Source organism: Microbacterium sp. HSID17254, assembly GCF_003989315.1.
In the GTDB taxonomy this organism is placed as follows: Bacteria; Actinomycetota; Actinomycetes; order Actinomycetales; family Microbacteriaceae; genus Microbacterium.
The window spans coordinates 53,914-80,052 of sequence record NZ_RBLT01000015.1; the positions used below are offsets into that span (position 1 = coordinate 53,914).

The following is a 26,139-nucleotide window of genomic DNA, read 5'->3' on the forward strand; positions in this document are numbered from 1 at the left end:
TGACATGAAGTTCTATGCACGAAGGATCGGGTTCTACGCGTTCACGCTGTGGGCCGCGATCTCCATCAACTTCCTGCTTCCCCGGCTCATGCCGGGGGATCCCGCCGACATCATGATCGCCAAGATGCAGCGGGCCGGCGGAGAGGTCTCCGAGACCACCATCCGCAACATCAAGCTCCTGCTCGGCGGAGACGACTCGTCCCTCTGGGAGCAGTACCTCGCCTACTGGGGGCGCATGTTCCAGGGCGATCTGGGCGTGTCGGTGACGAAGTTCCCCACTCCGGTCACGGAGCTCATCGCGGGTGCTCTCCCGTGGACGCTGGTGCTCGTCGGAACCGCGACGGTGATCTCGTTCGTGCTCGGCGTCGTGCTCGGGGCGTGGGCCGGCTGGAAGCGCGGCACCTGGGTCGACCATCTCATCCCCGCGACCACCGTGCTGCAGTCCATCCCGTACTTCTGGCTGGCGCTCATCCTCGTCGCCGTCTTCGCCGTGGGCCTGGGCTGGTTCCCCATCTTCGGCGGCTACGACGTCTTCGACTTCCCGGACGGCCCGGAGCCGACCTGGGCGTTCTTCTCGGATGCCGTCGCGCACTCGATCCTCCCGGCGATCACGATCGTGATCAGCTCGGTGGGCGGCTGGATGTTCGGCATGCGCAACATGATGGTCTCCACGCTCGCCGAGGACTACGTCCTCACCGCCGAGGCGAAGGGACTGCGGCCGCGACGCATCATGACGACGTACGCCGCGCGCAACGCGGCCATCCCGTCGATCGCGGGCTTCTCGATCACGCTCGGGTTCGTCGTCGCCGGCTCCATCGTCATGGAGCAGGTGTTCACCTATCCGGGCGTCGGCAAGCTCATGTTCCAGGCCGTCACCAACAACGACTACGCGCTGATGCAGGGGCTGTTCCTCGTGATCACCCTCACGGTGCTCGTCGCCAACTTCTTCATGGACCTCGTCTATGGCTTCATCGACCCGAGGGCTCGCCAGAATGTCTGACACGAAGAACCCGCTCCTCGTGGAGGAGCCTCCCACCGTCGCCCCCGAGGGCACCGTCGCCCTGGCCACGCAGCGTCAGGAGCGCCGGCGCCGCCGGATCCTGCCCAGCATGTCGCCGAAGTTCATCGTCGGCTCCGTGCTCGTGCTCGCCATCGTGCTCTTCGCGATCATCGCGCCGTTCTTCACGCAGAACCCGCGCAGCACCGACAACCCCGCTCTCGCCGCGCCGTCGGCAGAGCACTGGCTCGGCACGACCAAGCTCGGCAACGACGTGTTCGCGCAGCTCGCCGTCGGGGCGCAGGGATCGCTGCTCATCGGCGTGACGGCCGGCGGCATCGCCATCGTGCTGTCCCTCCTCTTCGGCGTCCTGGCCGGGTACCTCGGCGGCTGGCGGGAGGACGTCCTGGCTCTCCTGACGAACGTCATGATCGTCATCCCCGGACTGCCGCTGGTCATGGTGATCGCGTCTTTCGTGCCGCAGCGCAGCTGGCAGCTCGTGGCCTTCGTCCTCGGCATCACCTCGTGGGCCGGCGCGGCGTACGTGCTGCGGCTGCAGACCCGCTCGCTCCGCACCCGCGACTACGTGTACGCCTCGAAAGTGGCGGGGGAGAAGTCCCTCCGGGTGATCCTCGTCGAGATCATGCCGAACCTGCTCCCGCTGCTGACCGCGCAGTTCCTGTTCGCGATCATCTTCGCCATCCTCGGCGAGGCGGGGCTGTCGTACCTCGGCCTCGGTCCGAACTCCTCGATCACCTGGGGCTCGATCCTCAACGACGCCCAGTCCGGTCAGGCCCTCGGCCGCGGTGCCTGGTGGTGGTTCGTGCCGCCGGGCATCATGATCGCGATCCTCGGCGCGGGACTCGCGCTGATCAACTTCGCCATCGACGAGGTCATCAACCCGAAGCTGCGCAACGCGCCCGATGCGGCCCGTCGTCTGCGCAAGGCCGCGAAGGAGAAGGGGGTCACCGCATGAGCGACGCCGTGCTCACCGCCAGGAACGTCTCGATCGAGTACGAGGTCGATCCGCCCGTCAAGGCGGTCCGGGATGTCTCGCTGACCCTCCACCGCGGCGAGATCCTCGGTCTCGCAGGGGAGTCGGGCTGCGGGAAGACCACCCTCGCGTACGGGATGAACCGGCTGCTCAAAGCGCCGGCCCTGATGACCGACGGCGAGATCGTGTTCCACGACCGCGACGGCCATGACATCGACGTCGTCGGACTCGACGGAGACGGGCTGCGCGCCTTCCGCTGGGACAAGATCTCGATGGTCTTCCAGGGGGCGATGAACTCCCTCAACCCCGTCATCTCGGTCCGCGCGCAGATCTTCGACATCTTCGACACCCACCGCCCCGGAATGTCGAAGAAGGCCAAGCAGGAGCGCGCCGAGGAGCTGCTCACGCTCGTCGGCGTGGACCCCGGCCGGCTGACGAGCTTCCCGCACGAGCTCTCCGGCGGTATGCGCCAGCGCATGATGATCGCGATGGCGCTGGCGCTCGACCCGCAGGTCATGATCATGGACGAGCCCACCACGGCGCTCGACGTGGTCGTGCAGCGCGGCATCATCCGGGAGATCATGCGCCTGCGCGAGAAGCTCGGCTTCGCGGTCATCTTCATCACCCACGACCTGCCCATGCTCATCGAGATCAGCGACCGCATCGCTGTCATGCTGCAGGGCCGGATCGTCGAGCAGGGCACCGCGGCGGAGATCTACCGCAACCCGCAGCACGAGTACACCCAGCGCCTGCTGTCGAGCTTCCCGTCCCTCACGGGCGAGCGGGGCGACTTCGTCCGCAGCGGCGGCGTCAACCAGGAGGTCATCCGATGAGCGTGGACGGGACGAGGCGCGGCGGCACCCTCGAGGCGAGGAACCTCGTGAAGGACTTCCACCTGCGGTCAGGGTTCCGCACGAGCGTGCTGCACGCGGTGAAGGACGTGTCGTTCACCTTGGAGGCCGGGCGGACCACGGCTCTCGTCGGCGAGTCCGGGTCGGGCAAGTCGACCATCGCCCGGATGCTGATGAAGCTGGAGACGCCGACCTCGGGCAGCATCCTCCTCGACGGCGAGGAGTCCGGCACGCGGGGGTTGGCCCTCGAGCGCTACCGGTCGGACGTGCAGATGGTCTTCCAGGACCCGTTCGCGTCGCTGAACCCGTTCCACACGATCGTGCACCACCTGGAGCGTCCGATCCGGCTGCACCACCCCAAGCTCGACAGTCGCGAGGTGCGGGCGCGGGCGATCGAGCTGCTGGAGCGCGTGCGGCTCACTCCGGGCGAGAGCTTCGCCGAACGGCGCCCGCACGAGCTCTCCGGCGGACAGCGGCAGCGTGTGGCGATCGCGCGGGCCCTGGCCCCCGGCGCCCGGTTCATCGTGGCCGACGAGCCGGTGTCGATGCTCGACGTGTCGATCCGGCTCGGCGTGCTCAACCTGCTCGCCGAGCTGCAGCGGGAGGAGAACCTCGGCGTCCTCTACATCACGCACGACCTGGCGACCGCGCGGCACTTCTCCGACGACATCATGGTCCTCTTCCGGGGCGACGTCGTGGAGCGGGGATCGGCCGACGAGGTGATCCTGAACCCGCAGCACGAGTACACCAGGACGCTCCTGGCGGCGGCCCCCGAACCGGAGAACCTCGGCAGGCTCCGCGACGAGGTCAGGGCGGAGCTCGCGCTGGGCTCCTGAGCGGGCGGGGGAGACCGCTAGACTGAACCCACAATCGAAGACAGGCCGAACGACCGACGCGGGAGAGCCCCGGCGCATGCAGCCGGGCACCGAAGGAGCAAGCCTCCCCGCCAATCTCTCAGGTACGCGTACCGCGGAGGTCCGGCCGCTCTGAAAAGCGATCCCGAGCACCGGGGGATCCGCCGACGGTGAAAGCCCTGCGCTCGCGCGGGCGAAGCTCTCAGGCCCATGACAGAGGGGGAGTTCCCAGGGACGACGTCGTCGTCCCGCCCGACCCAGCCCGGGAGAACTCCATGTCCGACCCCCGCTACACCCCGTTGCGCGAGCGCCATGAGGCGCTCGGCGCCTCCTTCACCGATTTCGGCGGCTGGCAGATGCCGGTGCGCTACACGTCCGACCTCGCCGAGCACCACGCGGTGCGGCAGGCGGCGGGCGTCTTCGACATCTCGCACATGGCCGAGTTCACGGTCCGCGGCACCGGCGCGGCGGCCTTCCTCGACTACGCCCTCGCCGGGCGGCTGTCGGCGCTCGCGGTCGGCAAGGCGAAGTACTCCCTGCTGCTGACGGCGGAGGGCGGCATCGTCGACGACGTGATCGTGTACCGGCTGGCCGACGACGACTTCCTCATCATCTCGAACGCCGGCAACCGCGACGCGGTGCGACAGGCTCTCACCGAGCGGATCGCTGACGCGGACGCGGGCGCCGTGGAGGTCGACGACGTCTCGGACGACTACGCGCTGATCGCCGTGCAGGGCCCGCGGGCCGAGGAGATCCTCGCGGCGACGGCGGGCATCGCCGACGTCAGCATCCCCTGGGCGGAGCAGAAGTACTACGCGTGGGCGACCGCGTCGTTCGCCGGCGAGCCGCTGCTCCTCGCCCGTACCGGCTACACCGGGGAGGACGGCTTCGAGCTCCTCGTCCCGGCCGCCCACGCGACCGCGCTGTGGGACGCCGTCCTCGACGCCGGCGCGCCGCACGGGCTCGTCCCCGCCGGGCTCGCCGCGCGCGACACCCTCCGCCTGGAGGCGGGCATGCCGCTGTACGGCCACGAGCTCAGCCTCGACACCGCACCCGCCCAGGCCGGCCTCGGCCGCGTCGTGGTCGTCGCGAAGGACCGTTTCGTCGGCAAGGACGCTCCGGCGCCCGCCGACGATGCCCGCATCCTCGTCGGACTGACGGCCGAAGGACGACGCGCCGGCCGCGCCGGCTACGCGGTCGTCGACGCCGACGGCACCCCGATCGGAGAGATCACCAGCGGTGCCCTGAGCCCGACGCTCGGCCATCCCATCGCGATGGCGTACGTCGACCCTTCTTCCGCGGAAGAGGGAACCGCAGTATTCCTTGATGTGCGGGGGACCCGCATCCCCGCGACCGTGACCGCCCTGCCTTTCTACCGGAGGACAAAATGACCGACCTCAGCGCACTCCGCTACACCGACGAGCACGAATGGATCGCCGGTGACGGCGACACCGTGACGATCGGCATCACCGACTACGCCGCCGAGAAACTGGGGGATGTCGTCTTCGTCGAGCTCCCCGCCGTCGGCACCGAGCTGACCGCCGGCTCGGTGGTCGGCGAGATCGAGTCCACGAAGTCGGTCGGGGAGCTCTACGCTCCGGTCGCCGGCACGGTCGTCGAGGTCAACGACGCCGTCGTCGACGACCCTTCGCTCGTCAACGCCGAGCCGTTCGAGGGCGGCTGGCTGCTCAAGGTGTCCGTCGCCGCCGGTGCGCTGGACGGACTGCTGGACCGCGACGCGTACGTCGCACTCACGGAGGGCTGACCCGGACGTGGTTGCATTCGCCGATCGTCACATCGGACCGACCGAGGCCGCCCAGCGCACGATGCTCGACGCGCTGGGTCTCGGCTCCGCCGGCAACGGGACGCTGAGCCCGGTCGAGGAGCTCATGCGTCAGGCCGTCCCCGCCTCGATCTACACGGGACCGGAGGACGCGGTCGCCGACTCCCGCATCCCGGTCGCCGCGTCGGAGACCGAGGCACTGGCCGAACTGCGTGCCCTCGCCGCGCGGAACACGGTGAACCGCTCGATGATCGGCCTCGGCTACTACGGCACCGTCACGCCGCAGGTCATCCAGCGCAACGTGCTCGAGAACCCGTCCTGGTACACGGCCTACACGCCGTACCAGCCCGAGATCTCGCAGGGGCGCCTGGAAGCGCTCATCAACTTCCAGACGATGGTGGCCGAGCTCACCGGCCTCACCACCGCGAACGCGTCGATGCTCGACGAGTCCACCGCGGTCGTGGAGGCGATGCTGCTCGCGCGCCGGGCCTCGAAGACCTCCTCCAACGTCTTCGCAGTGGACGCGGATGCGCTGCCGCAGACGAAGGCGATGCTCGCGTCCCGGGCCGAGGCGCTCGGCATCGAGCTCGTCACGGTCGACTTCGCGGTGGGGGAGGAGCTGCCCGCCGAGCTCTTCGGCGTCTTCGTGCAGTACCCCGGGGCCTCGGGCCGTGTGTGGGATCCGTCCGCGGTGTTCGACGCCGCGCACGTCGCCGGCGCGCTCGCCGTCGCGGCCGCCGACCTCCTCGCGCTGACGCTCCTCACCGCGCCCGGCACCCTCGGGGCCGACGTGGCCGTGGGAACGACGCAGCGCTTCGGCGTGCCGATGGGCTTCGGCGGCCCGCACGCCGGCTACATGGCCGTGCGCGCAGGCCTGGAGCGGCAGCTGCCCGGACGTCTCGTCGGCGTGTCCGTCGACGCCGAGGGCAAGCCGGCCTACCGCCTCTCGCTGCAGACCCGTGAGCAGCACATCCGCCGCGAGAAGGCGACGTCGAACATCTGCACCGCCCAGGTGCTCCTCGCCGTGATGGCCTCGATGTACGCGGTCTACCACGGCCCGGACGGGCTCCGCGAGATCGCCCGCGACGTCGCCGCCAAGGCGGCCCTGCTGCGCGACTGGCTCGTCGAGGCCGGCGCCGAGGTCGTCCACGAGCACTTCTTCGACACGCTGACCGTGCGCGTCCCGGGCCGGGCGGCGGAGTACGCCGACCAGGCGCGGGGCGGCTACGGCATCCTCCTGCGGGTCGCCGACGCCGACACGATCGGAATCGCGGTGGACGAGACGACCACGGTGGCCGAGCTGCACCAGGTCGCGCAGGTCTTCGGCGGGAAGCAGGAGCGCGCCTTCGGCTTCGGCCTCGGCGACGCGGACGCGCTGCCGGACGCCCTCCGCCGCCAGGACGAGTACCTCACGCACCCGGTGTTCCACAGCCACCGCAGCGAGACCGCCATGATGCGGTACCTGAAGAGCCTGTCCGACCGGGACTACGCCCTCGACCGCGGCATGATCCCGCTCGGCTCGTGCACGATGAAGCTCAACGCCGCCACGGAGATGGCCGCCATCACGTGGCCGGAGTTCGCGGGCATCCACCCGTTCGCCCCGGAGGCCGACGTCCGCGGCTACCTGGAGCTCATCGACCAGCTCGAGGGCTGGCTCGCCGAGATCACCGGGTACGACGCGGTGTCGCTGCAGCCGAACGCCGGCTCGCAGGGTGAGCTGGCGGGCCTCCTCGCGATCCGCGGCTACCACCGCGCGAACGGCGACGACCACCGCATCGTGTGCCTCATCCCGTCCTCCGCCCACGGCACGAACGCGGCCTCCGCCGTGCTCGCCGGCATGAAGGTCGTCGTGGTGGCGAGCGACGCGCTCGGCAACGTCGACCTGGACGACCTCCGCGCGAAGATCGCCCAGCACGCCGACGACCTGGCGGCGCTGATGATCACGTACCCGTCCACGCACGGCGTCTACGAGGAGCAGGTCGTCGAGATCACCGGGGCGGTGCACGCGGTCGGCGGTCAGGTGTACGTCGACGGAGCGAACCTCAACGCGCTCCTCGGGTACGCGCGATTCGGCGACCTCGGCGGCGACGTCTCGCACCTCAACCTGCACAAGACCTTCGCCATCCCGCACGGCGGCGGCGGCCCGGGCATCGGTCCGGTCGCGGCGAAGGCCCACCTCGCGCCGTACCTGCCGTCGCACCCGCTCGCGCAGCGCGCCGAGCACTTCGGTGGCCACACGTTCGAGGGCGCGGTGATCTCCGCGGCCCCGTACGGCTCTGCGGGCATCCTCCCGATCTCGTGGGCGTACGTGCGCATGATGGGCGCCGAGGGGCTCCGGCGCGCGACCGCCGCGGCGGTCCTCTCGGCGAACTACATCGCCGAGCGCCTCGGCGGGCACTTCCCGGTGCTCTACACGGGGGAGAACGGACGGGTCGCGCATGAGTGCATCCTCGACCTGCGTCCGCTCAAGGAGGCCACCGGCATCTCCGTCGACGACGTCGCCAAGCGCCTGATCGACTACGGCTTCCACGCGCCGACCATGTCGTTCCCGGTCGCCGGCACCCTCATGGTGGAGCCCACCGAGTCGGAGGACCTCGACGAGATCGAGCGCTTCATCGAGGCCATGATCATGATCAAGGCCGAGGCGGACGCCGTCGCCGCGGGGCGCTGGCCTGCGGACGACAACCCGCTCGTGCACGCCCCGCACACCGCGGTCTCGCTCATCGCGGGGGAGTGGGCGCACGCCTACACCCGCGAGGAGGCCGCTTATCCGGTGCGCTCGCTGGTGGCGGCGAAGTACTGGCCGCCTGTCCGCCGGATCGACCAGGCGTACGGCGACCGCAACCTCGTCTGCGCCTGCCCGCCGATCGAGGCCTTCGCCTGACACGGACCCGCACGACGAACGGCGTCGCGCCCGCCTCCCGGCGGCGCGGCGCCGTTCGCGTTGCGCCATGTTTCGGTCATGTGACAGATGGTCACCACTCAGTAACAGTTCGTTAGCTGAACGTCCTGGACGCGCGACCACCGGGTTACGCTCAGGTATCCCTGCGCGCTCGATGATGAGCCGCGCAGAATTCCCACGTCCACAGGAGGACAAAAGTGAAGCGCAACAAGATCGCCCTCGCGGGCAGCGCACTGTTCGTGATCGGCGCCCTGACCCTGGCAGGCTGCGCCAGCGGCGGCGGCAACGACTCCACGGAGGAGACGCCCTCGGGTGACCCGACCGCGACGATCTCGGTCAACAACACCGAGCCGCAGAACCCGCTCATCCCGACCAACACGAACGAGGTCGGCGGCGGCCTGGTGCTGCAGAGCATCTTCGCGGGTCTGGTCTACTACGACGCCGAGGGCGCCGTGCACAACGACCTCGCCGAGTCGATCGAGACCGAGGACTCCCAGACCTACACGATCAAGATCAAGCCCGACCAGACCTTCGCCAACGGAGACCCTGTCGACGCCGAGTCCTTCGTCAAGGCCTGGAACTACGGTGCCGCGCTCGACAACAAGCAGCTCTCGAGCTACTTCTTCGAGTCCATCGAGGGCTTCTCCTACGAGGAGAACGTGCCGGAGCTGTCGGGCCTCGAGGTCGTGGATGACCTCACCTTCACCGTCAAGCTCAAGCAGCCGGAGTCCGACTTCCCGCTCCGCCTGGGTTACACCGCCTTCTTCCCGCTGCCGGCATCGGCGTGGGACGACCTCGAGGCCTTCGGTGAGAACCCCATCGGCAACGGCCCGTACGTCTTCGCCGAAGAGGGCGCCTGGCGTCACAACGAGAGCATCGAGCTCGTCAAGAACGAGGACTACACGGGTCCGCGTGAGGCGCAGAACGGTGGCATCGACATGCGACTGTACGCCAGCACGGAGGCGGCATACGCCGACCTGCAGGGTGGCGAGCTCGACATCATCCAGGAGATCCCGGACACCGCTCTGCAGACGTTCGAGACCGACTTCCCGGACCGCACGGTGAACCAGCCAGCCGCGGCGAACGCGACCATCACCATCCCGGAGCGCCTCGAGCACTGGAGCGGTGAAGAGGGCCAGCTGCGTCGCGCCGCCATCTCCCACGCGATCGACCGCGAGGAGATCACCGACGTGGTCTTCAGCGGCACGCGCACGCCGATGAAGGACTTCACGTCGCCGGTGATCGACGGCTACTCCGAGGACATCCCCGGATCCGAGGTGCTCGAGTTCGACCCCGAGAAGGCCAAGGAGCTGTGGGCGCAGGCCGACGAGATCGCGCCGTGGACCGGGTCCTTCCAGATCCAGTACAACGCCGACGGCCCCAACCAGGGTTGGGTCGACGCAGTCGCGAACCAGATCAAGAACAACCTCGGCATCGAGGCTTCGGGCAACCCGATTCCGACCTTCGCCGAGCACCGGACGCTGATCACGGAGGAGAAGACGCAGACCGCGTTCCGCACCGGGTGGCAGTTCGACTACCCGTCGATGTTCAACGGCCTCGGCCCGCTCTTCGGCACGGGTGCCGGCTCGAACGACGGCGACTACTCGAACCCGGAGTTCGACAAGCTCCTCGACGAGGGCTCTGCGGCTTCCGACGTCGAGGCGGGCATCGCCAAGTTCCAGGAGGCGCAGGAGATCCTCTTCCAGGACCTCCCGGCCATCCCGCTGTGGTACACCAACGCCATGGGCGCTTGGGGCGACTCGGTGGAGAACGTCGAGTTCGGCTGGGACACCTGGCCGATCCTCTACCAGGTCACGAAGGACGGCGAGTAAGTCTGACAGCACGAACCTGTGAGGCGGTGACGGTCTTCCGTCGCCGCCTCACAGGCTGTGTTCGTCACACTCACTCCGCCTCCTGACTACGGGACAGACGCATGCTCGGCTACATCCTGAGACGTCTCCTGCAGGTGATCCCGGTCTTCTTCGGGGCCACCCTGCTCATCTACTTCCTCGTGTTCGCCATGCCCGGCGACCCGATCCTGGCACTCTTCGGCGACCGGACCCCGAACCCTGCCGTGGTGGAACAGCTGCGCGAGCAGTACCACCTGAACGACCCGTTCCTGGTGCAGTACTGGTACTACATCACCGGCGTCTTCCAGGGCGATCTGGGCACCACCTTCTCCGGCCGGCCGGTGTCGACCGTACTCGCCGAGACGCTTCCGGTCACCGGTCGCCTCGCGGTGATGGCCATCGCCATCGAGTTCACGCTGGCGATCATCATCGGCACGGTTTCGGCGCTGCGCAAGGGCAAGCTCTTCGACCACACGATGCTCATCGTCGCGCTCGTGGCGATCGCGATCCCGATCTTCGTCGTCGCCTTCCTGGCGCAGTACTTCCTGGCGATCAAGCTGGGCTGGTTCAAGCCGACCGTCGGGTCGGACAACGACTGGGGTGGCCTGTGGCTGCCGGCCATCGTTCTGGGCTTCAGCCTGTACGCCGTGAGCATGCGGCTGATGCGCAGCTCGGTCATCGACACGCTCAACCAGGACTGGGTCCGCACGGCGTACAGCAAAGGGCTCTCGCGCGGTCGCGTGATCCCCGTGCATGTCCTCCGCAACTCCCTGATCCCGGTGATCACGAACTCCGCGACGAACTTCGGCGTGCTGCTCGTCGGCGCGACCGTGACCGAGGGAATCTTCAACGTCCCTGGTGTCGGCAACACCCTGTACCAGGCCGCGATCCGCAATGAGGGGCCGACGGTGGTCTCCTTCGTCACGGTGTTCGTGATCCTGTACGTCCTGGTCAACCTCATCATCGACCTGCTGTACGGTCTGCTCGACCCAAGGATCCGCTATGCCTGACCCCACCACGCAGAACCACTATGTCGCTCCGGTCGAGACCGAGACCATCTCTGTCGACGCCGTGCGGATCGCCGAGAAGCCGCGAAACCTCTGGCGAGATGCCTGGTCGGACCTCCGACGGCGTCCGCTGTTCTGGTTCTCCGTCGTCCTCGCGGTGTTCTTCATCGTGATGGCGCTCTGGCCTACCCTCTTCACGTCGGCGCCACCGAACTCCGACTGCCAGCTCGGGAACAGCAACGCCGGCCCCACCGAAGGACATCCGCTGGGCTTCACGTTCCAGGGGTGCGACATCTACTCCCGCATCGTCTGGGGCGCGCAGACGTCACTCTCCGTGGGCCTCCTCGCCACCGCGATCTCCTCGATCCTCGGACTCATCATGGGCGCGTTCGCCGGTTTCTACGGCGGCTGGCTCGATTCGGTGCTCTCGCGGATCGGCGACATCTTCTTCGCCATCCCGTACATCCTCGCCGCCGTCGTCGTCATGACGGTCTTCTCCCAGTACCGCTCGGTGCCCGTGCTCGCGCTCGCCATCGGTGGCTTCGCGTGGGCGGCAACCGCTCGCGTCGTGCGGGCAGAGGTGCTGCGCGTCCGGCAGTCCGACTTCGTCGTGGCCTCCCGTGCACTCGGGCGGTCGAAGTTCCGCACGCTGGTGGGACACGTGATCCCGAACGCGCTCGCACCGCTGCTCGTGGTGTCGACGCTCGGGCTCGCCGCCTCGATCGTCGCGGAGGCCACGCTGTCGTTCCTCGGCGTCGGGCTGGGAAGCAACGTGATGTCGTGGGGCAACGACATCGGTGCCGCGCAGGCATCGCTGCGGGTGGCGCCCATGGCGCTCATCTATCCGTCGATCGCGCTCACGCTGGCCGTGCTCGCCTTCGTCACGCTCGGCGAACTCATCCGAGACGCCATCGACCCGAAGGCGAGGGCACGGCGATGACCGCACGAGCAACCGCGCAGATCCCGCTGCTCAGCGTCCGCGACCTCAGGGTCGCGTTCCGCACTCAGGAAGGGGAGAAGGAGGTCCTCCACGGAGCCAGCTTCGACGTCTTCCCCGGCGAGACCGTCGCCATCGTGGGCGAGTCCGGTTCGGGCAAGTCGACCACGGCGAGCGCCATCGTGAACCTCCTGCCCGGAACCGGTGTCGTCACCGGAGGATCAATCACTCTCGACGGCCGGGAGCTGACGAAGCTCGGTCGCCGGGAGATGGAGGCCGTCCGCGGTCGCGAGATCGGCTTCGTCCCCCAGGACCCGATGTCCAACCTCAATCCGGTGTGGAGCATCGGCTTCCAGGTGAAGGAGGCGATCCGTGCGAACGGGATCGCCCGCGGCCGTGAGGCCGTGAAGGCGCGGACGATCGAGGTGCTGAAGCAGGCGGGGCTGGCCGATGCTGAGAGGCGTCTGCACCAGTACCCTCACCAGTTCTCCGGCGGTATGCGTCAGCGGGCGTTGATCGGGATCGGTCTCGCGGCCGACCCCAAGCTGCTGATCGCCGACGAGCCCACCTCGGCGCTGGACGTCACGGTGCAGCGGGTCATCCTCGATCACATGGCGACGCTCACGCGTGACAAGGGCACCTCGGTGCTCCTCATCACGCACGACCTCGGCCTCGCGGCCGAGCGTGCGGAGAAGATCATCGTGATGAGCAACGGCAACATCGTCGAGGCGGGCCCCAGCCGGCAGATCCTGGAGAACCCGCAGCATCCGTACACCCAGCGACTGGTCGGGGCCGCGCCCAGCGTGGCGTCGCAGCGCATCCAGGCGGTCGTGGAGGACCGGGGTATCGAGACGCTCGACGACCTCGCCGCCATCCCGCCGACGGTGCGCGTCACCGGGCTCACCAAGGACTACAAGATCCGTCAGGGGAACTTCCGCAGCGAAGCCTTCCGGGCGGTCGACGATGTCTCCTTCGAGATCCTGCGGGGGAAGACCCTCGCGCTCGTGGGCGAGTCGGGGTCCGGTAAGTCGACCGTGGCGAAGATGGTGCTGAAGCTCGAGGAGCCCACGAGCGGCACCATCGAGATCGACGGGCAGGATGTGTCCCGCCTCTCGAACGCGCAGGCGTTCGGGTTGCGTCGCCGCATGCAGCCGGTGTTCCAGGACCCCTACGGCTCGCTCGATCCGCTGCGCAACATCGGGAACACGATCTCGGAGCCGCTGCAGATCCACGGTGTGGGCGACCGCACCGCGCAGCGCGAGCGCGTCGAGGAGCTCCTCGACCAGGTGGCACTGCCCCGTGCGCTGGCCACCCGGTATCCGAACGAGCTGTCCGGCGGTCAGCGGCAGCGCGTCGCGATCGCTCGGGCGCTCGCCCTCAAGCCCGACATCGTCGTGCTCGACGAGGCGGTGTCGGCGCTCGACGTGCTCGTCCAGGACCAGATCCTGCAGCTGCTCGCCGAACTCCAGTCGGAACTGAACCTGACGTACCTCTTCATCACGCACGACCTCGCGGTCGTCCGGGTCTCCAGCGACCTGGTCTGCGTCATGGAGAAGGGCAAGGTCGTCGAGCAGGGCACGGTCGACGAGATCTTCGCGAACCCGCAGCAGGAGTACACGGATCGTCTCCTCAAGGCGATCCCGGGCGCGTCGATCCCGCTCGGCGGCCGCTGAGGTGGCATCTCCCGGACACCCCGAGGGCGCACGGACCTACCGTGCGCCCTCGGGCACCGTCGTCTTCGTCCTCAGCATCCTGCTCCTGCTGTTCCTGCTCGGGGACACCGTCGTCAACGGCAGCATCGTGCAGGCGCTTCTCGTGGCGCCCTGGCTGCTGCTCGGTCTGTGGATCGTCTACGAGACCGCTTTCGTCTCCTTCGTCCGCGTGGATCAGGACGGGGCCGTGGTGCAGAACCTGCTGCGTCGCACGACCTTCGGCTGGGCGCGTGTGCAGGACATCGACATGCGCTGGCAGCTCGAGTTCACGCTGGACGACGGCCGCACCGTGAGCTGTTGGGGCGGACCGGCGAAGGCGCGCCCGCCCCGTCCGTCCCGCGAGGAGGATGCTGAGGTGAAGGTGCCGTCTGCTCTGCGGGTGCTCACGAGCATCCGCGACCTGTGGAGCGCGGCACCCTCGACGGCGGACGCCCCGATCCGGCGCAGCTGGGACGGCCCGGCCCTCATCGCCCTCGCCGTCATCGTGCTGTGGGCCGTCGCGGCGCTCGTCGTCGTCAACCTCGGCTGAGCGCGCCTCAGCCGGGAAGACCGAACAGGGCGGGCCAGGTGGCCGCGGCCCAGGGATAGCCGACGAACGCCGCCGCGTCGATGAGGAAGTGCGCCACCAGGAACGGCAGCAGTCGACCGGTGCGGTGGTAGAGCCACCCGAACAGCAGCCCCATCGCGAGGTTGCCGATGAAGGCACCGGGCCCCTGATAGAGGTGGTACGTCGCACGGAGCACGGAGGTCGAGACGATGATCGTCCACGGCGACCATCCGAGCTGCCGCAGGCGGGCGAACAGGTACCCGAGCACGACGAACTCCTCCTGGAGCGATGCGCGGGCGGCGGCGAGCAGGAGGATCGGCACGGTCCACCAGTGCGCGTCCAGACCCGCGGGGTTCACGGCCACGAACAGTCCGAGCGCCCGCCCGCCGAGGTAGAGCGCCAGCCCCGGCACGCCAATCGCGAGGACGAGGAGCACGCCGCGGCCGACGTCGCCGGCCACCCGGGTGCCGTCCAGGCCGAGGCGCTCCAGGTGCGGGCGACGGCGCTGCCAGAGGAGGAAGCAGACGAGCAGCACCGGCACCAGGGCGAATCCGATCGACAGCACCTGATAGATGAGGTCGAACACCTCCCGGTCGCTGCGGGAGGGGTTGAGGGTGGCGGTCTGATCCGCGAGGGGCGTGTCGTCCGTGAGCCGATAGGCGAGCTGCACGATCGCGTAGACCGCGGACTGGCCCAGACCCAGGGCGAGCACGATGGCGATCTCCCACCACAGGCGTGCCCGACCCTCACGCGGTTCGTCCCGTCGAGTGGGCGCGGTCGACGGCGTCTGCGGCGCCGGGGGAGTCGGGTCGGGGAGGGTCACGGGACGATGGTACGACGTGCGTTCAGGAACCCGATCCGCGCGTACGTTATCCTGGAACGTCGGCTTCCCGGCGCAACCCCACACTCTTTGAGGACCCTTGTATGGCGCACGCCCTCCGCTCTGACCTCCGCAACGTCGCAATCGTCGCCCACGTCGACCACGGCAAGACCACGCTCGTCGACGCGATGCTCCGCCAGACGGGCTCCTTCGGCGAACACTCGCACGTGGAGGAGCGCGCGATGGACTCCAACGATCTGGAGCGCGAGAAGGGCATCACGATCCTCGCCAAGAACACGGCGATCACCTACAAGGGCAAGCACGCCGGCGGCAAGGAGATCACGATCAACGTGATCGACACCCCCGGCCACGCCGACTTCGGCGGCGAGGTCGAGCGCGGCCTGTCGATGGTCGACGGCGTTGTGCTGCTCGTGGACGCGAGCGAGGGCCCGCTGCCGCAGACCCGCTTCGTGCTGCGCAAGGCACTCGAGGCCAAGCTCCCCGTCATCCTCCTCGTCAACAAGACCGACCGTCCGGACGCCCGGATCGCCGAGGTCGAGGAGGAGGCGCACGACCTCCTGCTGGGCCTGGCCTCCGATCTCGTCGACGACGTGCCCGACCTCGACGTCGACGCGCTGCTCGACGTGCCCGTGGTCTACGCCTCCGGTCGCGCCGGTGCCGCGTCGCAGAACCGTCCGGCCGACGGCTCGCTGCCCGACAACGACGACCTCGAGCCGCTGTTCGAGGCCATCCTCGAGCACGTCCCGGCCCCGGCCTACGACGACGAGGCCCCGCTGCAGGCCTGGGTCACGAACCTGGACTCCAGCCCCTTCCTCGGTCGCCTCGCCCTGCTGCGCGTCTTCAACGGCACGCTCAAGAAGGGCCAGACGGTCGCGTGGGTCCGCTCCGACGGCTCGACCAGCAACGCCCGCATCACCGAGCTGCTGAAGACCCGCGCCCTGGAGCGCTACCCGGCAGAATCCGCCGGCCCCGGCGACATCGTCGCCATTGCCGGCTTCGAGGACATCACGATCGGCGAGACCATCGCCGACCCCGAGGACATCCGCCCGCTGCCGGCCATCACGGTCGACGACCCCGCGATCTCCATGACGATCGGCACGAACACCTCGCCGCTCATGGGCAAGGTCAAGGGGCACAAACTCACCGCCCGCATGGTGAAGGACCGCCTGGACCGCGAGCTCATCGGCAACGTGTCGCTCAAGGTCGTCGACATCGGCCGTCCCGACGCCTGGGAGGTGCAGGGCCGCGGTGAGCTGGCCCTCGCGATCCTCGTCGAGAACATGCGCCGTGAGGGCTTCGAGCTCACGGTCGGCAAGCCGCAGGTGGTCACCAAGAAGATCGACGGCAAGGTCTACGAGCCGTTCGAGCACCTGACCATCGACACGCCGGAGGAGCACCTCGGCGCGATCACCCAGCTCCTCGCGAACCGCAAGGGTCGCATGGAGAACATGACCAACCACGGCACCGGCTGGGTGCGCATGGAGTTCGTCGTGCCCTCGCGTGGTCTCATCGGCTTCCGCAGCGAGTTCCTCACGACCACCCGCGGCACGGGTATCGCCAACGCGATCTCGCACGGCTACGAGCCGTGGGCGGGGCAGATCACCACCCGCCAGAACGGCTCGATCGTGGCCGACCGCTCGGGTGTCGTCACCCCCTTCGCGATGATCGCGCTCCAGGAGCGCATGTCGTTCTTCGTGCAGCCGACCGAAGAGGTCTACGAGGGCATGGTCATCGGCGAGAACTCGCGCGCCGACGACATGGACGTCAACATCACCAAGGAGAAGAAGCTCACCAACATGCGCTCCTCCACGGCCGACAACTTCGAGTCGATGACGCCGCCGCGCATCCTCACGCTGGAGGAGAGCCTGGAGTTCGCGCGCGACGACGAATGCGTCGAGGTGACTCCGGAGAAGGTCCGCATCCGCAAGGTGATCCTCGACCAGACCGTCCGCGGTCGCGAGGCCTCGCGTCTCAAGCGTCAGGACGCGAACGCCTGATCGCACCGCACTCCTTTCGAGAGGGCCCTACGCCGCCGCCTGGCCGCGTGGGGCCCTCTCTCATGAAAATCCCAGGTGAGGGCTAGTTTTCGTTCAGGTTGATGACGCAGACTCGTTGACTTGCGCCCGGGGCGAGCTCCCGATGAGTCCCCGATATGGGCGTACGACGACCCGAAAGTCAAAGCCTTGCTTCAGAAGACCCGTGCGCTTCGGCGCGCCTCCGACGCGGCAGCCGCTCGCGCCACCGTCACCCGTACACCCCTCATCGCCCTCGGCGCCGCCACGGCCGCGCTCGTCGGCATCACCCTCAGCGTGGGCCTCGCCTCCGCCCCGGCGGCCGGAGCGGAGCGCTCCGACGCCACCTCCGCCGTCACGAGCCACGACCTCGGCACCGAGCCCCTCACCCGTATCGCCGATCAGGCCGTCATGACGGTCTCGAACGCGACCGATGCGGTCGCCGCGGCGAAGAGCCTGTCCACGGAGGTCGCCGAGTCGGGCCTCGACGTGGGCGCGGCGGCGTCCGTGGACACCACCGCTCTCGAGGACGACCTGGAGACCCTCGCCGATCGATCCACCCTCCCGCTGGTCCTCATCACCGTGACGGCCGAGCAGGCCGAAGCCGAGACCGAGAAGGTCGTGACGGCCACCGCAGACCTCCAGGAGGCCTTCACGGCCGCGCAGGAGAAGAAGGCGGCAGAGGACGCCGCCCGCGCCGCCGAGGAGAAGGCGGCGGCCGCAGCGGCGGCGCTCGCCTCCGCGAACACGCCGGACGGGGCTCGGGCCACCGCACAGCAGATGATGGCCGACCGCTACGGCTGGGGCGGCGACCAGTTCTCCTGCCTGAACTCGCTGTGGAACAAGGAGTCCGGCTGGAACTACCAGGCGTACAACAACGACGGGGGAGCGACCGGCATCCCGCAGGCGCTGCCCGGCAGCAAGATGGCCTCGGCGGGTGCCGACTGGCAGACGAACGCCGCCACCCAGATCGCCTGGGGCCTGCAGTACATCGCCGACGCCTACGGCACCCCGTGCAGCGCCTGGGGACACTCCCAGGCCATGAACTGGTACTGAGCCGCAGAGCGGGCCCCCTCGCGGACGATTGCCCCTAGCCGTCACCCGACACGGACGCTACCGTGACAGGGAGACGGCTGGGGGCGTCGCGATTTCCGAGGAGGAATGGTGCTCGACCCCACCGTCTGGCTCGACGTCCCGCAGGAGGTCTCCACGGGCACGCTTCCCGGATGGGAGCGGGTGGACGAGCTCGTGCGGGAGGCGCACGCCCGGTACGCGGACGAGGTGTCCGGGGAGGTGGCGGACTACATCCCCGTCCTCGCCGCGGTCGATCCGGAGCTGTTCGGGCTCGCGGTGATCGAGGTGGGCGGCGGCATCCACGACGCCGGAGACGCGCTGCACGCGTTCTCCATCCAGTCGATCTCGAAGATGTTCGTCTACGCGCTGGCGATCCAGGAGCACGGCCACGAGCGGGTCCGCGAGATCGTGGGCGTCAACAACACCGGCCTCGCCTTCAACTCGGTGGTGGCGCTGGAGCTCAACGACGGGCATCCGCGCAACCCGATGGTCAACGCCGGGGCGATCGCGACCACGGCGCTGATGCCCGGCGCCACGGCGGTGGAGCAGTGGGAGCGCGTCCGCGAGGGGCTGTCCGCGTTCGCCGGACGACCGCTGAGCCTGGACGGCGAGGTCTACGCCTCCGAGGCCGGGTCGAACGAGCGCAACCGCGCGCTCGGATGGCTGCTGCGCAGCTACGGACGACTGGCCGGCGATCCGGACGAGATCGTCGACGTCTACACCCGTCAGTGCGCGCTCAGCGTGACCGCGCACGACCTCGCCGTCATGGGGGCCACGCTCGCCGACGGCGGGGTCAACCCCGTGACGGGAGAGCGGGTGGTCTCCGCGGACGTCTGCCGTGACACGCTCGCCGTCGTCGCGGCGAGTGGGCTGTACGAGCGGTCAGGGGACTGGCTGTTCGAGATCGGCCTTCCGGCCAAGTCGGGCGTCTCGGGCGGCCTCGTCGCCGTCTCTCCCGGCAAGGGCGCCGTCGCCGGCTTCTCGCCCCGGCTGGACGAGGCGGGCAACTCGATCCGGTCGCAGATGGCGATCGGCCACCTGTCGCGGTCGCTGGGGCTGAACCTCTTCGCCTCCGCGCCCGCGCCCGCGCATGCCGGCGAGGCGCGTGTCTCGTCAGCCTCGGAAGGAGAGCGCTCATGACCCGCACGGCCCCCGCCCCCGCGAAGACGTCCTGGCTGCCGATGGTCAGCCTGTTCCTCGCACAGGTGCTCATGTCCTTCAACGTCGCAGCGCTGCCGATCTCGCTCGGCGGCATGGTGAGCGACTTCGGCGTCCCGCCGACCGTCGCGAGCACGACGATCGTGATGTACGGCCTCGCCGTCGCGGCGCTCGTGATGACCGGGGCCAAGCTCGGGCAGCGCGTCGGCTGGGTGCTGATCTTCCGCGTCGTCGTCGCGCTCTTCGCGGGGTCGGCCGTGATGATGCTCCTCGCCCCGACCGTTTGGTGGGCCATCGCCGGGCAGGCCGCGGCGGGAGCGGCCGCGGCGATCATCGTCCCCTCGATCGTGGCTCTGATCGCCGAGAACTACCGGGGCCCGCAGCAGGCCACGGCCATCGGCGCGATCGGCTCGGCACGCGCGATCTCCGGCGTCAGCGCCTTCCTCATCGGAGGGACGCTCGGGACGCTCGTCGGGTGGCGTCCGCTCTTCGTCATCGTGCTGGCGATCGCCGTCGCGGTCTTCGCGCTGAGCTTCACGCTGCGCGGCGATCGCGGCGATGCGGCGATCCGCATCGATCTCGTCGCGGCCCTCCTCATCGGCGCCGCGATCGTGCTGCTGACCCTCGGATTCAACAACCTGAACAGCTGGGGAGCGCTCGCGGCGGCGCCGTCCGCCCCGTTCTCGGTCTTCGGGCTCTCCCCGGCACCCCTCTTCATCGTGCTGGGGATCATGCTGGGCCAGGGGTTCTTCCTGTGGACGCGGCGGCGGATGGCGGAGGGCAAGGTGCCGCTGATCGATCTGAGCGTGCTGGGGTCGTCCCGGGAGCGCGCCGCGGTGTACGCCATGTTCATCGTCGTGGCGCTGGAAGCCTGCGTGAACTTCACGGTGCCGCTGTACATCCAGATCGTCCAGGGGCGGACGCCCTTCGACACCGCCCTCGCGATGATGCCGTTCAACCTCACGGTGTTCGTCACGGCGACGCTCGTCGTGCGGTTCTACACGCGCTACCCGCCGCGCACGATCGGCGTCTTCGGGTTCATCCTCACGACGGCGGCGCTCGTCTGGCTGTCCGTCGTGGTGACGAACAACTGGGAGACCGTGCCGACCATCGCCGGCCTCATCGTGTTCGGCATCGGCCAGGGCGCGCTCGTCACCCTGGTCTTCAACGTGCTCGTGACCGCGGCGCCGCCCGAGCTCGCCGGCGACGTGGGATCGTTGCGCGGCACCACGCAGAATCTCGCCTCCGCGGTCGGGACGGCGCTCGCCGGGGCGCTGCTGGTCTCGCTGCTCGCGCTCAACGTCGGACGCGCGGTCGTGGAGCATCCGGAACTGCCGCCGTCGCTGGTGTCGCAGGTCGACCTGAACGAGGTGAACTTCGTCAGCAACGACGAACTGCGTGCGGTCCTGGAGACCACGGACGCGACGCCGGAACAGGTCGACGCCGCGGTCGCCGTGAACGAGGAGTCGCGCCTGCGCACCCTCAAGCTCGGCCTGCTGATCCTCGCCGCGGTGAGCGCGCTCGCGATCCTGCCGGCGTCGCGCCTGCCGAACTACCGTCCGCACGAGATCCCGGACCCCTCGCCGGCCGGGCCGGGGGAGTGATCCTCAGCGCAGCTCGGAGATGAGCACGGCGCTCGTCCCGGGCGCGATGGCCTCGAACACGTGCGCCGCGTCGCCGGCATACGTCAGGTAGTCGCCCGGGTTCAGCACCACGGCATCCTCGGGCGGGCCGACCCGCGCCTGTCCGGCGATGAGGATCACGTGCTCGATCGTGCCCGCATGGTGGGGGTCCGAGCGTCGGGGGTCGCCGGGCTCCGCCTGGATGAGGTACACGTCGCGCCGGGCGCCCGGAGGGCTCGCGGAGAGGAGGGTGGCGCTGTAGGCGGCGGCAGAGGAGGGCACCCCCGCGAGGTCGTCGGCGCGGATGAGGGTGGGGGCGTTGGCCTGCTGGTCGACGAGCACCGCGAAGGGCACGCCGAGCGCGACGCCCAGCGCCCACAGCGTCTCGACGCTCGGGTTGCCGGCACCGCTCTCGAGCTGGGAGACCGTCGCCTTGGAGATGCCGGCCCGCCGGGCGAGCTCGGAGACGGACAGGTTCGCCGCCTCGCGCTCGCGGCGGAGCGTGCGGGCGATGCGGGTGCGGAGATCGTCCATGCGTTCATCATGGCAAACGATCGTTCGCTTGACTATGCATCCAGGCATGTTCAGAATGATGATCGTGTGTTCAGTGAAGCGAACGTCGTGGCGGAGCGGACCCCGATGACCGCCGAGCGCGAGGTGTGGCGCGAGGCGCTCGGCGTCGTGCTCGCGACGAGCGCCTACGGGATCTCCTTCGGCGCGCTCGCCGTGGCCGCGGGCCTCGACGTGTGGCAGACATGCGTGCTCAGTCTCCTGATGTTCACCGGGGGATCGCAGTTCGCCTTCGTGGGAGTCTTCACCGCCGGCGGACTGGCCGCCCTGCCCTCGGCGATCGCGTCCGCCGCCCTGCTCGGGGTGCGCAACGTCGCCTACGGGATGCGCATGTCGCCGGTCGTCGGCGGAGGACCGGTACGACGAGCGCTCGCCGCGCACTTCACGATCGACGAGTCCACCGCCGTGGCGATCGCGCAGGACGATCCGCGCCTGCGCCGGGTGGGATTCTGGGTCACGGGTGTCGGCATCTTCCTCGGCTGGAACCTCACCACGCTCGTCGGTGCGCTGGTCGGCGACGTGCTCGGCGACCCGAAGGCCTGGGGGCTGGACGCCGCGGCGGCCGCGGCGTTCCTCGCCCTGCTGTGGCCGCGTCTGCGTCAACGGCAGGCGGTCGCCGTCGGGATCGCGGCCGCCGTGATCGCGGCCGCCCTCACCCCGTTCCTCCTGCCCGGACTCCCGGTGCTCGTCGCCGCTCTCGTCGCGATCGTCGTCGGATGGTTCAACTGGCTCGGAACGCCGCGACCCGCAGGCGCCGGCGAAGGGGAGGGAACCGCATGACCCTCTGGAGCGCCATCCTCCTCGCGGCCCTGATCTGCCTCGCCCTGAAGGCCGTGGGCTATCTCGTGCCGCCGAAGGTGCTCGAAGCGCCGCGCCCCGCCCGTATCTCCGATCTCCTCACCGTCGCGCTGCTCGCCGCCCTCGTCGCGGTGCAGTCGCTCGGCGACGGGCAGGCCATCACCGTCGACGCGCGTGTCCCCGCCCTGCTCGTCGCCGCGGGACTCCTCTGGCTGCGGCAGTCGTTCCTCGTGGTGGTGGCCGCCGCCGCCCTCGTCGCCGCGCTGCTGCGGCTGTTCGGTCTCGCCGCCTGACACGTCGTTCCGCCGGACAGCGCCCGGGTAGGATCGGGGGGTGCGCGGGAAGTGGTTGTCGAGGGTGCTGTCCTGGGTGGCTGCTGCCCTGGTGGGTGGGGTCTACGGCGCGGCCGGGACCATCGCACACAGCGTCATGTGGGGGCCGATCCCGATCGGCCTCATCGTCGCCGCCATCGCCTGCGCCGCGATCCTCATCGCCGTGCGGGCGCTCACCCATGACCGGGGCGCCGCCGTCGCCGCCGGACTCGGGATGCTGGGCATGATCGTGCTCATCTCGGGCGTCGGTCCCGGTGGCTCCGTCGTCGTGCAGGACACTCTCGCCGGGCGCATCTGGACCTATCTCGCCGCCGGCATCGTGCTGCTCGTCATCGCGTGGCCGTCGTTCTCCCGGCAGCCGGTCCGCCCCGCCACGCCGTCCTCGGAGGAACCCGAGGTCCACGGGTCGTAGACTGAGGGGGTGACGTATGTGATCGCCCTCCCGTGCGTCGATGTCAAGGATCGCGCCTGCATCGACGAGTGCCCCGTTGACTGCATCTACGAGGGCGAACGGTCGCTCTACATCCACCCGGATGAGTGCGTGGACTGCGGAGCGTGCGAGCCGGTGTGCCCCGTCGAGGCGATCTACTACGAGGACGACCTCCCAGACGAGTGGCAGGACTACTACAAGGCCAACGTCGAGTTCTTCGACGAGATCGGCTCGCCCGGAGGCGCCGCCAAGGTCGGCGTCTACCCGTTCGACCACCCGATCATCGCCGCGCTCCCGCCGCAGGGCGAGTAGGCCCGCTCCGTGAGCGTCCGCGACCTCGCCGACTACCCGTGGGACGCCGTGGTCCCGTATCGCGAGCGCGCCGCCCGGCACCCGGGCGGGCTCGTCGACCTCTCCGTCGGCTCGCCGGTCGACCCCACGCCGGAGATCATCCGTCGGGCCCTCGCCGCGGCGACCGACGCCCACGCCTACCCGCAGACCGTCGGCACCCCCGCGCTCCGGGAGGCGATCGTCGACTGGTACGCCCGCCGCCGTGGCGTCCCGGACCTCCGCGTCGACAACGTGCTGCCGACGATCGGCTCCAAGGAGCTCGTCGCGCTCCTGCCCACGCTGCTGGGGCTCGGCGCCGGCGATATCGTGGTGCATCCTCGCGTCGCCTACCCGACGTATGAGGTCGGCGCGCGGGTGGCAGGGGCGACACCTCTCGCGGTCGACGACCCGGCGGAATGGCCGGAGGGTGCGCGGCTCATCTGGATCAACACCCCGGGCAACCCGGACGGTCGCACCTGGACGGTCGACGAGCTCGCCGCGGCGGTGCAGCGGGCGCGGGAACTGGGCGCCGTGCTGGCCAGCGACGAGTGCTACGCCGAGCTCGGCTGGGACGGCCCCTGGGCGGACGAGGCCATCCCGTCGGTGCTCGACCCCCGGGTGACCGGCGGCACGCGGGCGAATCTGCTCAGCGTGTACTCGCTGAGCAAGCAGTCCAACCTCGCGGGGTATCGCGCGGCCTTCGTCGCCGGCTGCGCTCGCGTGGTCGGCGAGCTCCTCGCCGCGCGCAAGCACCTCGGCCTCATGCCGCCCGCGCCGGTGCAGCAGGCGATGATCGTCGCCCTCGGTGACGACGCACACGTCGCGGCGCAGAAGGAGCTCTACCGTGAGCGGCGGGCGCTGCTGCTGCCCGCCGTCGAGGCTGCCGGCTTCCGCATCGACGGCTCGCAGGCCGGGCTGTACCTCTGGGCGACCGAGGGGCGCGACGCCTGGGAGTCGATGGCGCGTCTCGCCGACCTCGGGATCCTCGCGGGCCCCGGGCACTTCTACGGCGCCTCGTCGCCTGCGCACGTGCGGCTGTCGCTGACGGCGCCGACCGACCGCGTCGCGGAAGCGGCGCGACGCCTGCGCGGCGCGGATCTGTAGGATCCCTCCCTGTTGCAGCCATCCCTTTGGCGGTTGTCACAGTAGGCCTGCGTGACGACTAGGCTGTAAAGGCGATTCGGTCGGCACCCGGCCCGGCGCTCGGCGCCAGAGATATCGCCAGTTCCGGCTTGATCAAGAACTTGCTGACGCCCGCGATGCCGGGGCGATCAGACAGAAGGAGGAGGTCCGCGTGAGCGCTGCGGCAGACCAGACGGCGAAGCTGACGATCGGCGACACCACCGCCGAATTCCCCCTGGTGCGCGGTACCGCGGGCCACGACAGCATCGACTTCTCGACGCTGACCCGTCAGACCGGCTACACCGGGCTCGACTACGGCTTCGTCAACACCGCCTCCACGAAGTCGGACATCACCTTCATCGACGGCGACAAGGGCATCCTGCGCTACCGCGGCTACCCGATCGAGCAGCTCGCCGGCAGCACCAGCTACCTCGAGGTCGCGTGGCTGCTCATCTACGGGGAGCTCCCGTCCGCCGGAGAGCTGGCCGAGTTCGACGAGAAGATCCGTCGGCACACGCTGCTGCACGAAGACCTCAAGCGCTTCTTCTCCGCGCTGCCGCACACCGCGCACCCCATGTCGGTGCTCTCCTCCGCCGTCGCCGCCCTGTCGACGTACTACGAGGGGCAGACCGACCCGCACAACCCCGAGCACGTCGAGCTGAACACCATCCGCATGCTCGCCAAGCTGCCGGTCATCGCCGCCTACGCGCACAAGAAGAGCGTCGGCCAGGCGTTCCTCTACCCGGACAACTCGCTCGGCTTCGTGGAGAACTTCCTCAAGCTGAACTTCGGCGTGAACTCCGAGCCGTACGAGATCAACCCGACCATGGTGAAGGCCCTCGAACTGCTGCTCATCCTGCACGAGGACCACGAGCAGAACGCCTCGACCTCCACCGTCCGCCTCGTCGGCTCCACGGGAGCCAACCAGTTCGCCTCCGTCTCGGCCGGCATCCAGGCCCTCTCGGGTCCGCTGCACGGTGGTGCGAACGAGGCCGTCCTCACGATGCTCGGCCAGATCCGCGACTCGGGCCAGAGCGTCTCCCGGTTCGTCGAGCGGGTGAAGAACAAGGAAGAGGGCGTGAAGCTCATGGGCTTCGGGCACCGGGTCTACAAGAACTACGACCCGCGTGCCAAGCTCGTCAAGGAGGCCGCGGACGAGGTGCTGAGCTCGCTCGGCGTCACCGACCCGCTCCTGGACCTCGCGAAGGAGCTCGAGGAGATCGCCCTCGCGGACGACTACTTCCGTGAGCGTCGCCTGTATCCGAACGTCGACTTCTACACGGGCGTGATCTACAAGGCGATGGGCTTCCCCACGCGGATGTTCACGGTCCTCTTCGCGATCGGCCGCCTGCCCGGCTGGCTCGCCCAGTGGCGCGAGCTCCAGCTCGACCCGCAGACGAAGATCGGCCGTCCGCA

General features: G+C 69.4%; 24 protein-coding genes and 2 riboswitches. Of the genes, 22 read left to right on the forward strand and 2 right to left on the reverse strand.

Annotation, left to right across the window (positions count from 1 at the left end):
• Positions 1-4 precede the first annotated feature (4 nt).
• The 12 genes from D8M34_RS10910 (at position 5) to D8M34_RS10965 (ending at position 14,416) form a co-directional block, all read left to right on the forward strand.
• Positions 5-1,000 (forward strand): ABC transporter permease, encoded by a 996-nt coding sequence (locus tag D8M34_RS10910; RefSeq protein WP_025102932.1) that lies wholly within the window; start codon positions 5-7, stop codon positions 998-1,000.
• Positions 993-1,973 carry an ABC transporter permease gene (locus D8M34_RS10915; protein ID WP_126893997.1) on the forward strand — a complete coding sequence of 327 codons (981 nt, stop codon included), beginning with the start codon at positions 993-995 and terminating at the stop codon, positions 1,971-1,973. The genes D8M34_RS10910 and D8M34_RS10915 overlap by 8 nt, the downstream gene beginning before the upstream one ends.
• Positions 1,970-2,824, forward strand: a complete 855-nt coding sequence (locus D8M34_RS10920) for an ABC transporter ATP-binding protein (protein WP_025102934.1) — start codon at positions 1,970-1,972, stop codon at positions 2,822-2,824. The genes D8M34_RS10915 and D8M34_RS10920 overlap by 4 nt, the downstream gene beginning before the upstream one ends.
• A complete protein-coding gene (locus D8M34_RS10925; RefSeq protein ID WP_085606592.1) occupies positions 2,821-3,678 on the forward strand; it encodes an ABC transporter ATP-binding protein in 858 nt (285 codons plus the stop codon). The genes D8M34_RS10920 and D8M34_RS10925 overlap by 4 nt, the downstream gene beginning before the upstream one ends.
• A 49-nt stretch (positions 3,679-3,727) precedes the next feature.
• A riboswitch (glycine riboswitch) is annotated at positions 3,728-3,822 on the forward strand.
• Between the two features lies 1 nt (position 3,823).
• Positions 3,824-3,920, forward strand: a riboswitch (glycine riboswitch).
• Positions 3,921-3,971: 51 nt separating this feature from the next.
• Complete coding sequence (gene gcvT, locus D8M34_RS10930) at positions 3,972-5,087, forward strand: glycine cleavage system aminomethyltransferase GcvT (protein ID WP_126893998.1); 1,116 nt, start codon at positions 3,972-3,974, stop codon at positions 5,085-5,087.
• Positions 5,084-5,461, forward strand: coding sequence for a glycine cleavage system protein GcvH (gene gcvH / locus D8M34_RS10935; protein WP_025102937.1), 378 nt, complete (start codon positions 5,084-5,086; stop codon positions 5,459-5,461). The genes gcvT and gcvH overlap by 4 nt, the downstream gene beginning before the upstream one ends.
• Positions 5,462-5,522: 61 nt before the next feature.
• The gene (gene gcvP / locus D8M34_RS10940) at positions 5,523-8,363 is read left to right on the forward strand and encodes an aminomethyl-transferring glycine dehydrogenase (RefSeq protein ID WP_238695643.1); all 2,841 of its coding nucleotides are present in this window, start codon (positions 5,523-5,525) and stop codon (positions 8,361-8,363) included.
• A gap of 215 nt (positions 8,364-8,578) precedes the next feature.
• Positions 8,579-10,213 (forward strand): peptide ABC transporter substrate-binding protein, encoded by a 1,635-nt coding sequence (locus D8M34_RS10945; protein ID WP_085606585.1) that lies wholly within the window; start codon positions 8,579-8,581, stop codon positions 10,211-10,213.
• 101 nt (positions 10,214-10,314) lie between these two features.
• The gene (locus D8M34_RS10950; RefSeq protein ID WP_085606583.1) at positions 10,315-11,241 is read left to right on the forward strand and encodes an ABC transporter permease; all 927 of its coding nucleotides are present in this window, start codon (positions 10,315-10,317) and stop codon (positions 11,239-11,241) included.
• Entirely contained in the window at positions 11,234-12,178 is a 945-nt protein-coding gene (locus tag D8M34_RS10955) for an ABC transporter permease (protein ID WP_085606581.1), read from the forward strand. The genes D8M34_RS10950 and D8M34_RS10955 overlap by 8 nt, the downstream gene beginning before the upstream one ends.
• A complete protein-coding gene (locus D8M34_RS10960; RefSeq protein ID WP_126894000.1) occupies positions 12,175-13,848 on the forward strand; it encodes a dipeptide ABC transporter ATP-binding protein in 1,674 nt (557 codons plus the stop codon). Before D8M34_RS10955 ends, D8M34_RS10960 begins: the two co-directional genes overlap by 4 nt.
• 1 nt (position 13,849) lies before the next feature.
• Positions 13,850-14,416 (forward strand): PH domain-containing protein, encoded by a 567-nt coding sequence (locus D8M34_RS10965; RefSeq protein ID WP_126894001.1) that lies wholly within the window; start codon positions 13,850-13,852, stop codon positions 14,414-14,416.
• Positions 14,417-14,423: 7 nt separating this feature from the next.
• On the opposite strand, the gene D8M34_RS10970 is transcribed toward D8M34_RS10965, so the two are convergent.
• Positions 14,424-15,167 (reverse strand): CPBP family intramembrane glutamic endopeptidase, encoded by a 744-nt coding sequence (locus tag D8M34_RS10970; RefSeq protein WP_036292450.1) that lies wholly within the window; start codon positions 15,165-15,167, stop codon positions 14,424-14,426.
• A gap of 191 nt (positions 15,168-15,358) precedes the next feature.
• Here D8M34_RS10970 and typA point away from each other — a divergent pair, with 191 nt between their 5' ends.
• The 4 genes from typA (at position 15,359) to D8M34_RS10990 (ending at position 21,123) form a co-directional block, all read left to right on the forward strand.
• The gene (gene typA, locus D8M34_RS10975; protein WP_025102945.1) at positions 15,359-17,272 is read left to right on the forward strand and encodes a translational GTPase TypA; all 1,914 of its coding nucleotides are present in this window, start codon (positions 15,359-15,361) and stop codon (positions 17,270-17,272) included.
• A 186-nt stretch (positions 17,273-17,458) separates the two neighbouring features.
• Entirely contained in the window at positions 17,459-18,343 is an 885-nt protein-coding gene (locus D8M34_RS10980; protein WP_172400114.1) for an aggregation-promoting factor C-terminal-like domain-containing protein, read from the forward strand.
• Positions 18,344-18,448: 105 nt separating this feature from the next.
• Entirely contained in the window at positions 18,449-19,501 is a 1,053-nt protein-coding gene (gene glsA, locus D8M34_RS10985) for a glutaminase A (RefSeq protein ID WP_126894002.1), read from the forward strand.
• Positions 19,498-21,123: an MFS transporter gene (locus D8M34_RS10990; RefSeq protein ID WP_085606576.1), complete on the forward strand. Its 1,626-nt coding sequence runs from the start codon at positions 19,498-19,500 to the stop codon at positions 21,121-21,123. The genes glsA and D8M34_RS10990 overlap by 4 nt, the downstream gene beginning before the upstream one ends.
• Before the next feature lie 3 nt (positions 21,124-21,126).
• On the opposite strand, the gene D8M34_RS10995 is transcribed toward D8M34_RS10990, so the two are convergent.
• Entirely contained in the window at positions 21,127-21,675 is a 549-nt protein-coding gene (locus D8M34_RS10995) for a helix-turn-helix domain-containing protein (protein WP_025102949.1), read from the reverse strand.
• Positions 21,676-21,780: 105 nt separating this feature from the next.
• Here D8M34_RS10995 and D8M34_RS11000 point away from each other — a divergent pair, with 105 nt between their 5' ends.
• The 6 genes from D8M34_RS11000 to D8M34_RS11025 form a co-directional block, all read left to right on the forward strand.
• On the forward strand, positions 21,781-22,491 hold the full coding sequence (locus D8M34_RS11000) for an AzlC family ABC transporter permease (protein ID WP_085606884.1): 711 nt from the start codon (positions 21,781-21,783) through the stop codon (positions 22,489-22,491).
• The gene (locus tag D8M34_RS11005; RefSeq protein ID WP_025102951.1) at positions 22,488-22,802 is read left to right on the forward strand and encodes an AzlD domain-containing protein; all 315 of its coding nucleotides are present in this window, start codon (positions 22,488-22,490) and stop codon (positions 22,800-22,802) included. The genes D8M34_RS11000 and D8M34_RS11005 overlap by 4 nt, the downstream gene beginning before the upstream one ends.
• A 40-nt stretch (positions 22,803-22,842) precedes the next feature.
• A complete protein-coding gene (locus D8M34_RS11010; RefSeq protein WP_238695642.1) occupies positions 22,843-23,253 on the forward strand; it encodes a histidinol dehydrogenase in 411 nt (136 codons plus the stop codon).
• Between the two features lie 9 nt (positions 23,254-23,262).
• A complete protein-coding gene (fdxA, locus tag D8M34_RS11015; RefSeq protein WP_017203330.1) occupies positions 23,263-23,583 on the forward strand; it encodes a ferredoxin in 321 nt (106 codons plus the stop codon).
• Between the two features lie 9 nt (positions 23,584-23,592).
• A complete protein-coding gene (gene dapC, locus D8M34_RS11020; protein WP_126894003.1) occupies positions 23,593-24,705 on the forward strand; it encodes a succinyldiaminopimelate transaminase in 1,113 nt (370 codons plus the stop codon).
• Positions 24,706-24,895: 190 nt separating this feature from the next.
• The coding region (locus D8M34_RS11025; RefSeq protein WP_126894004.1) for a citrate synthase at positions 24,896-26,139 on the forward strand (1,244 nt) is incomplete at its 3' end.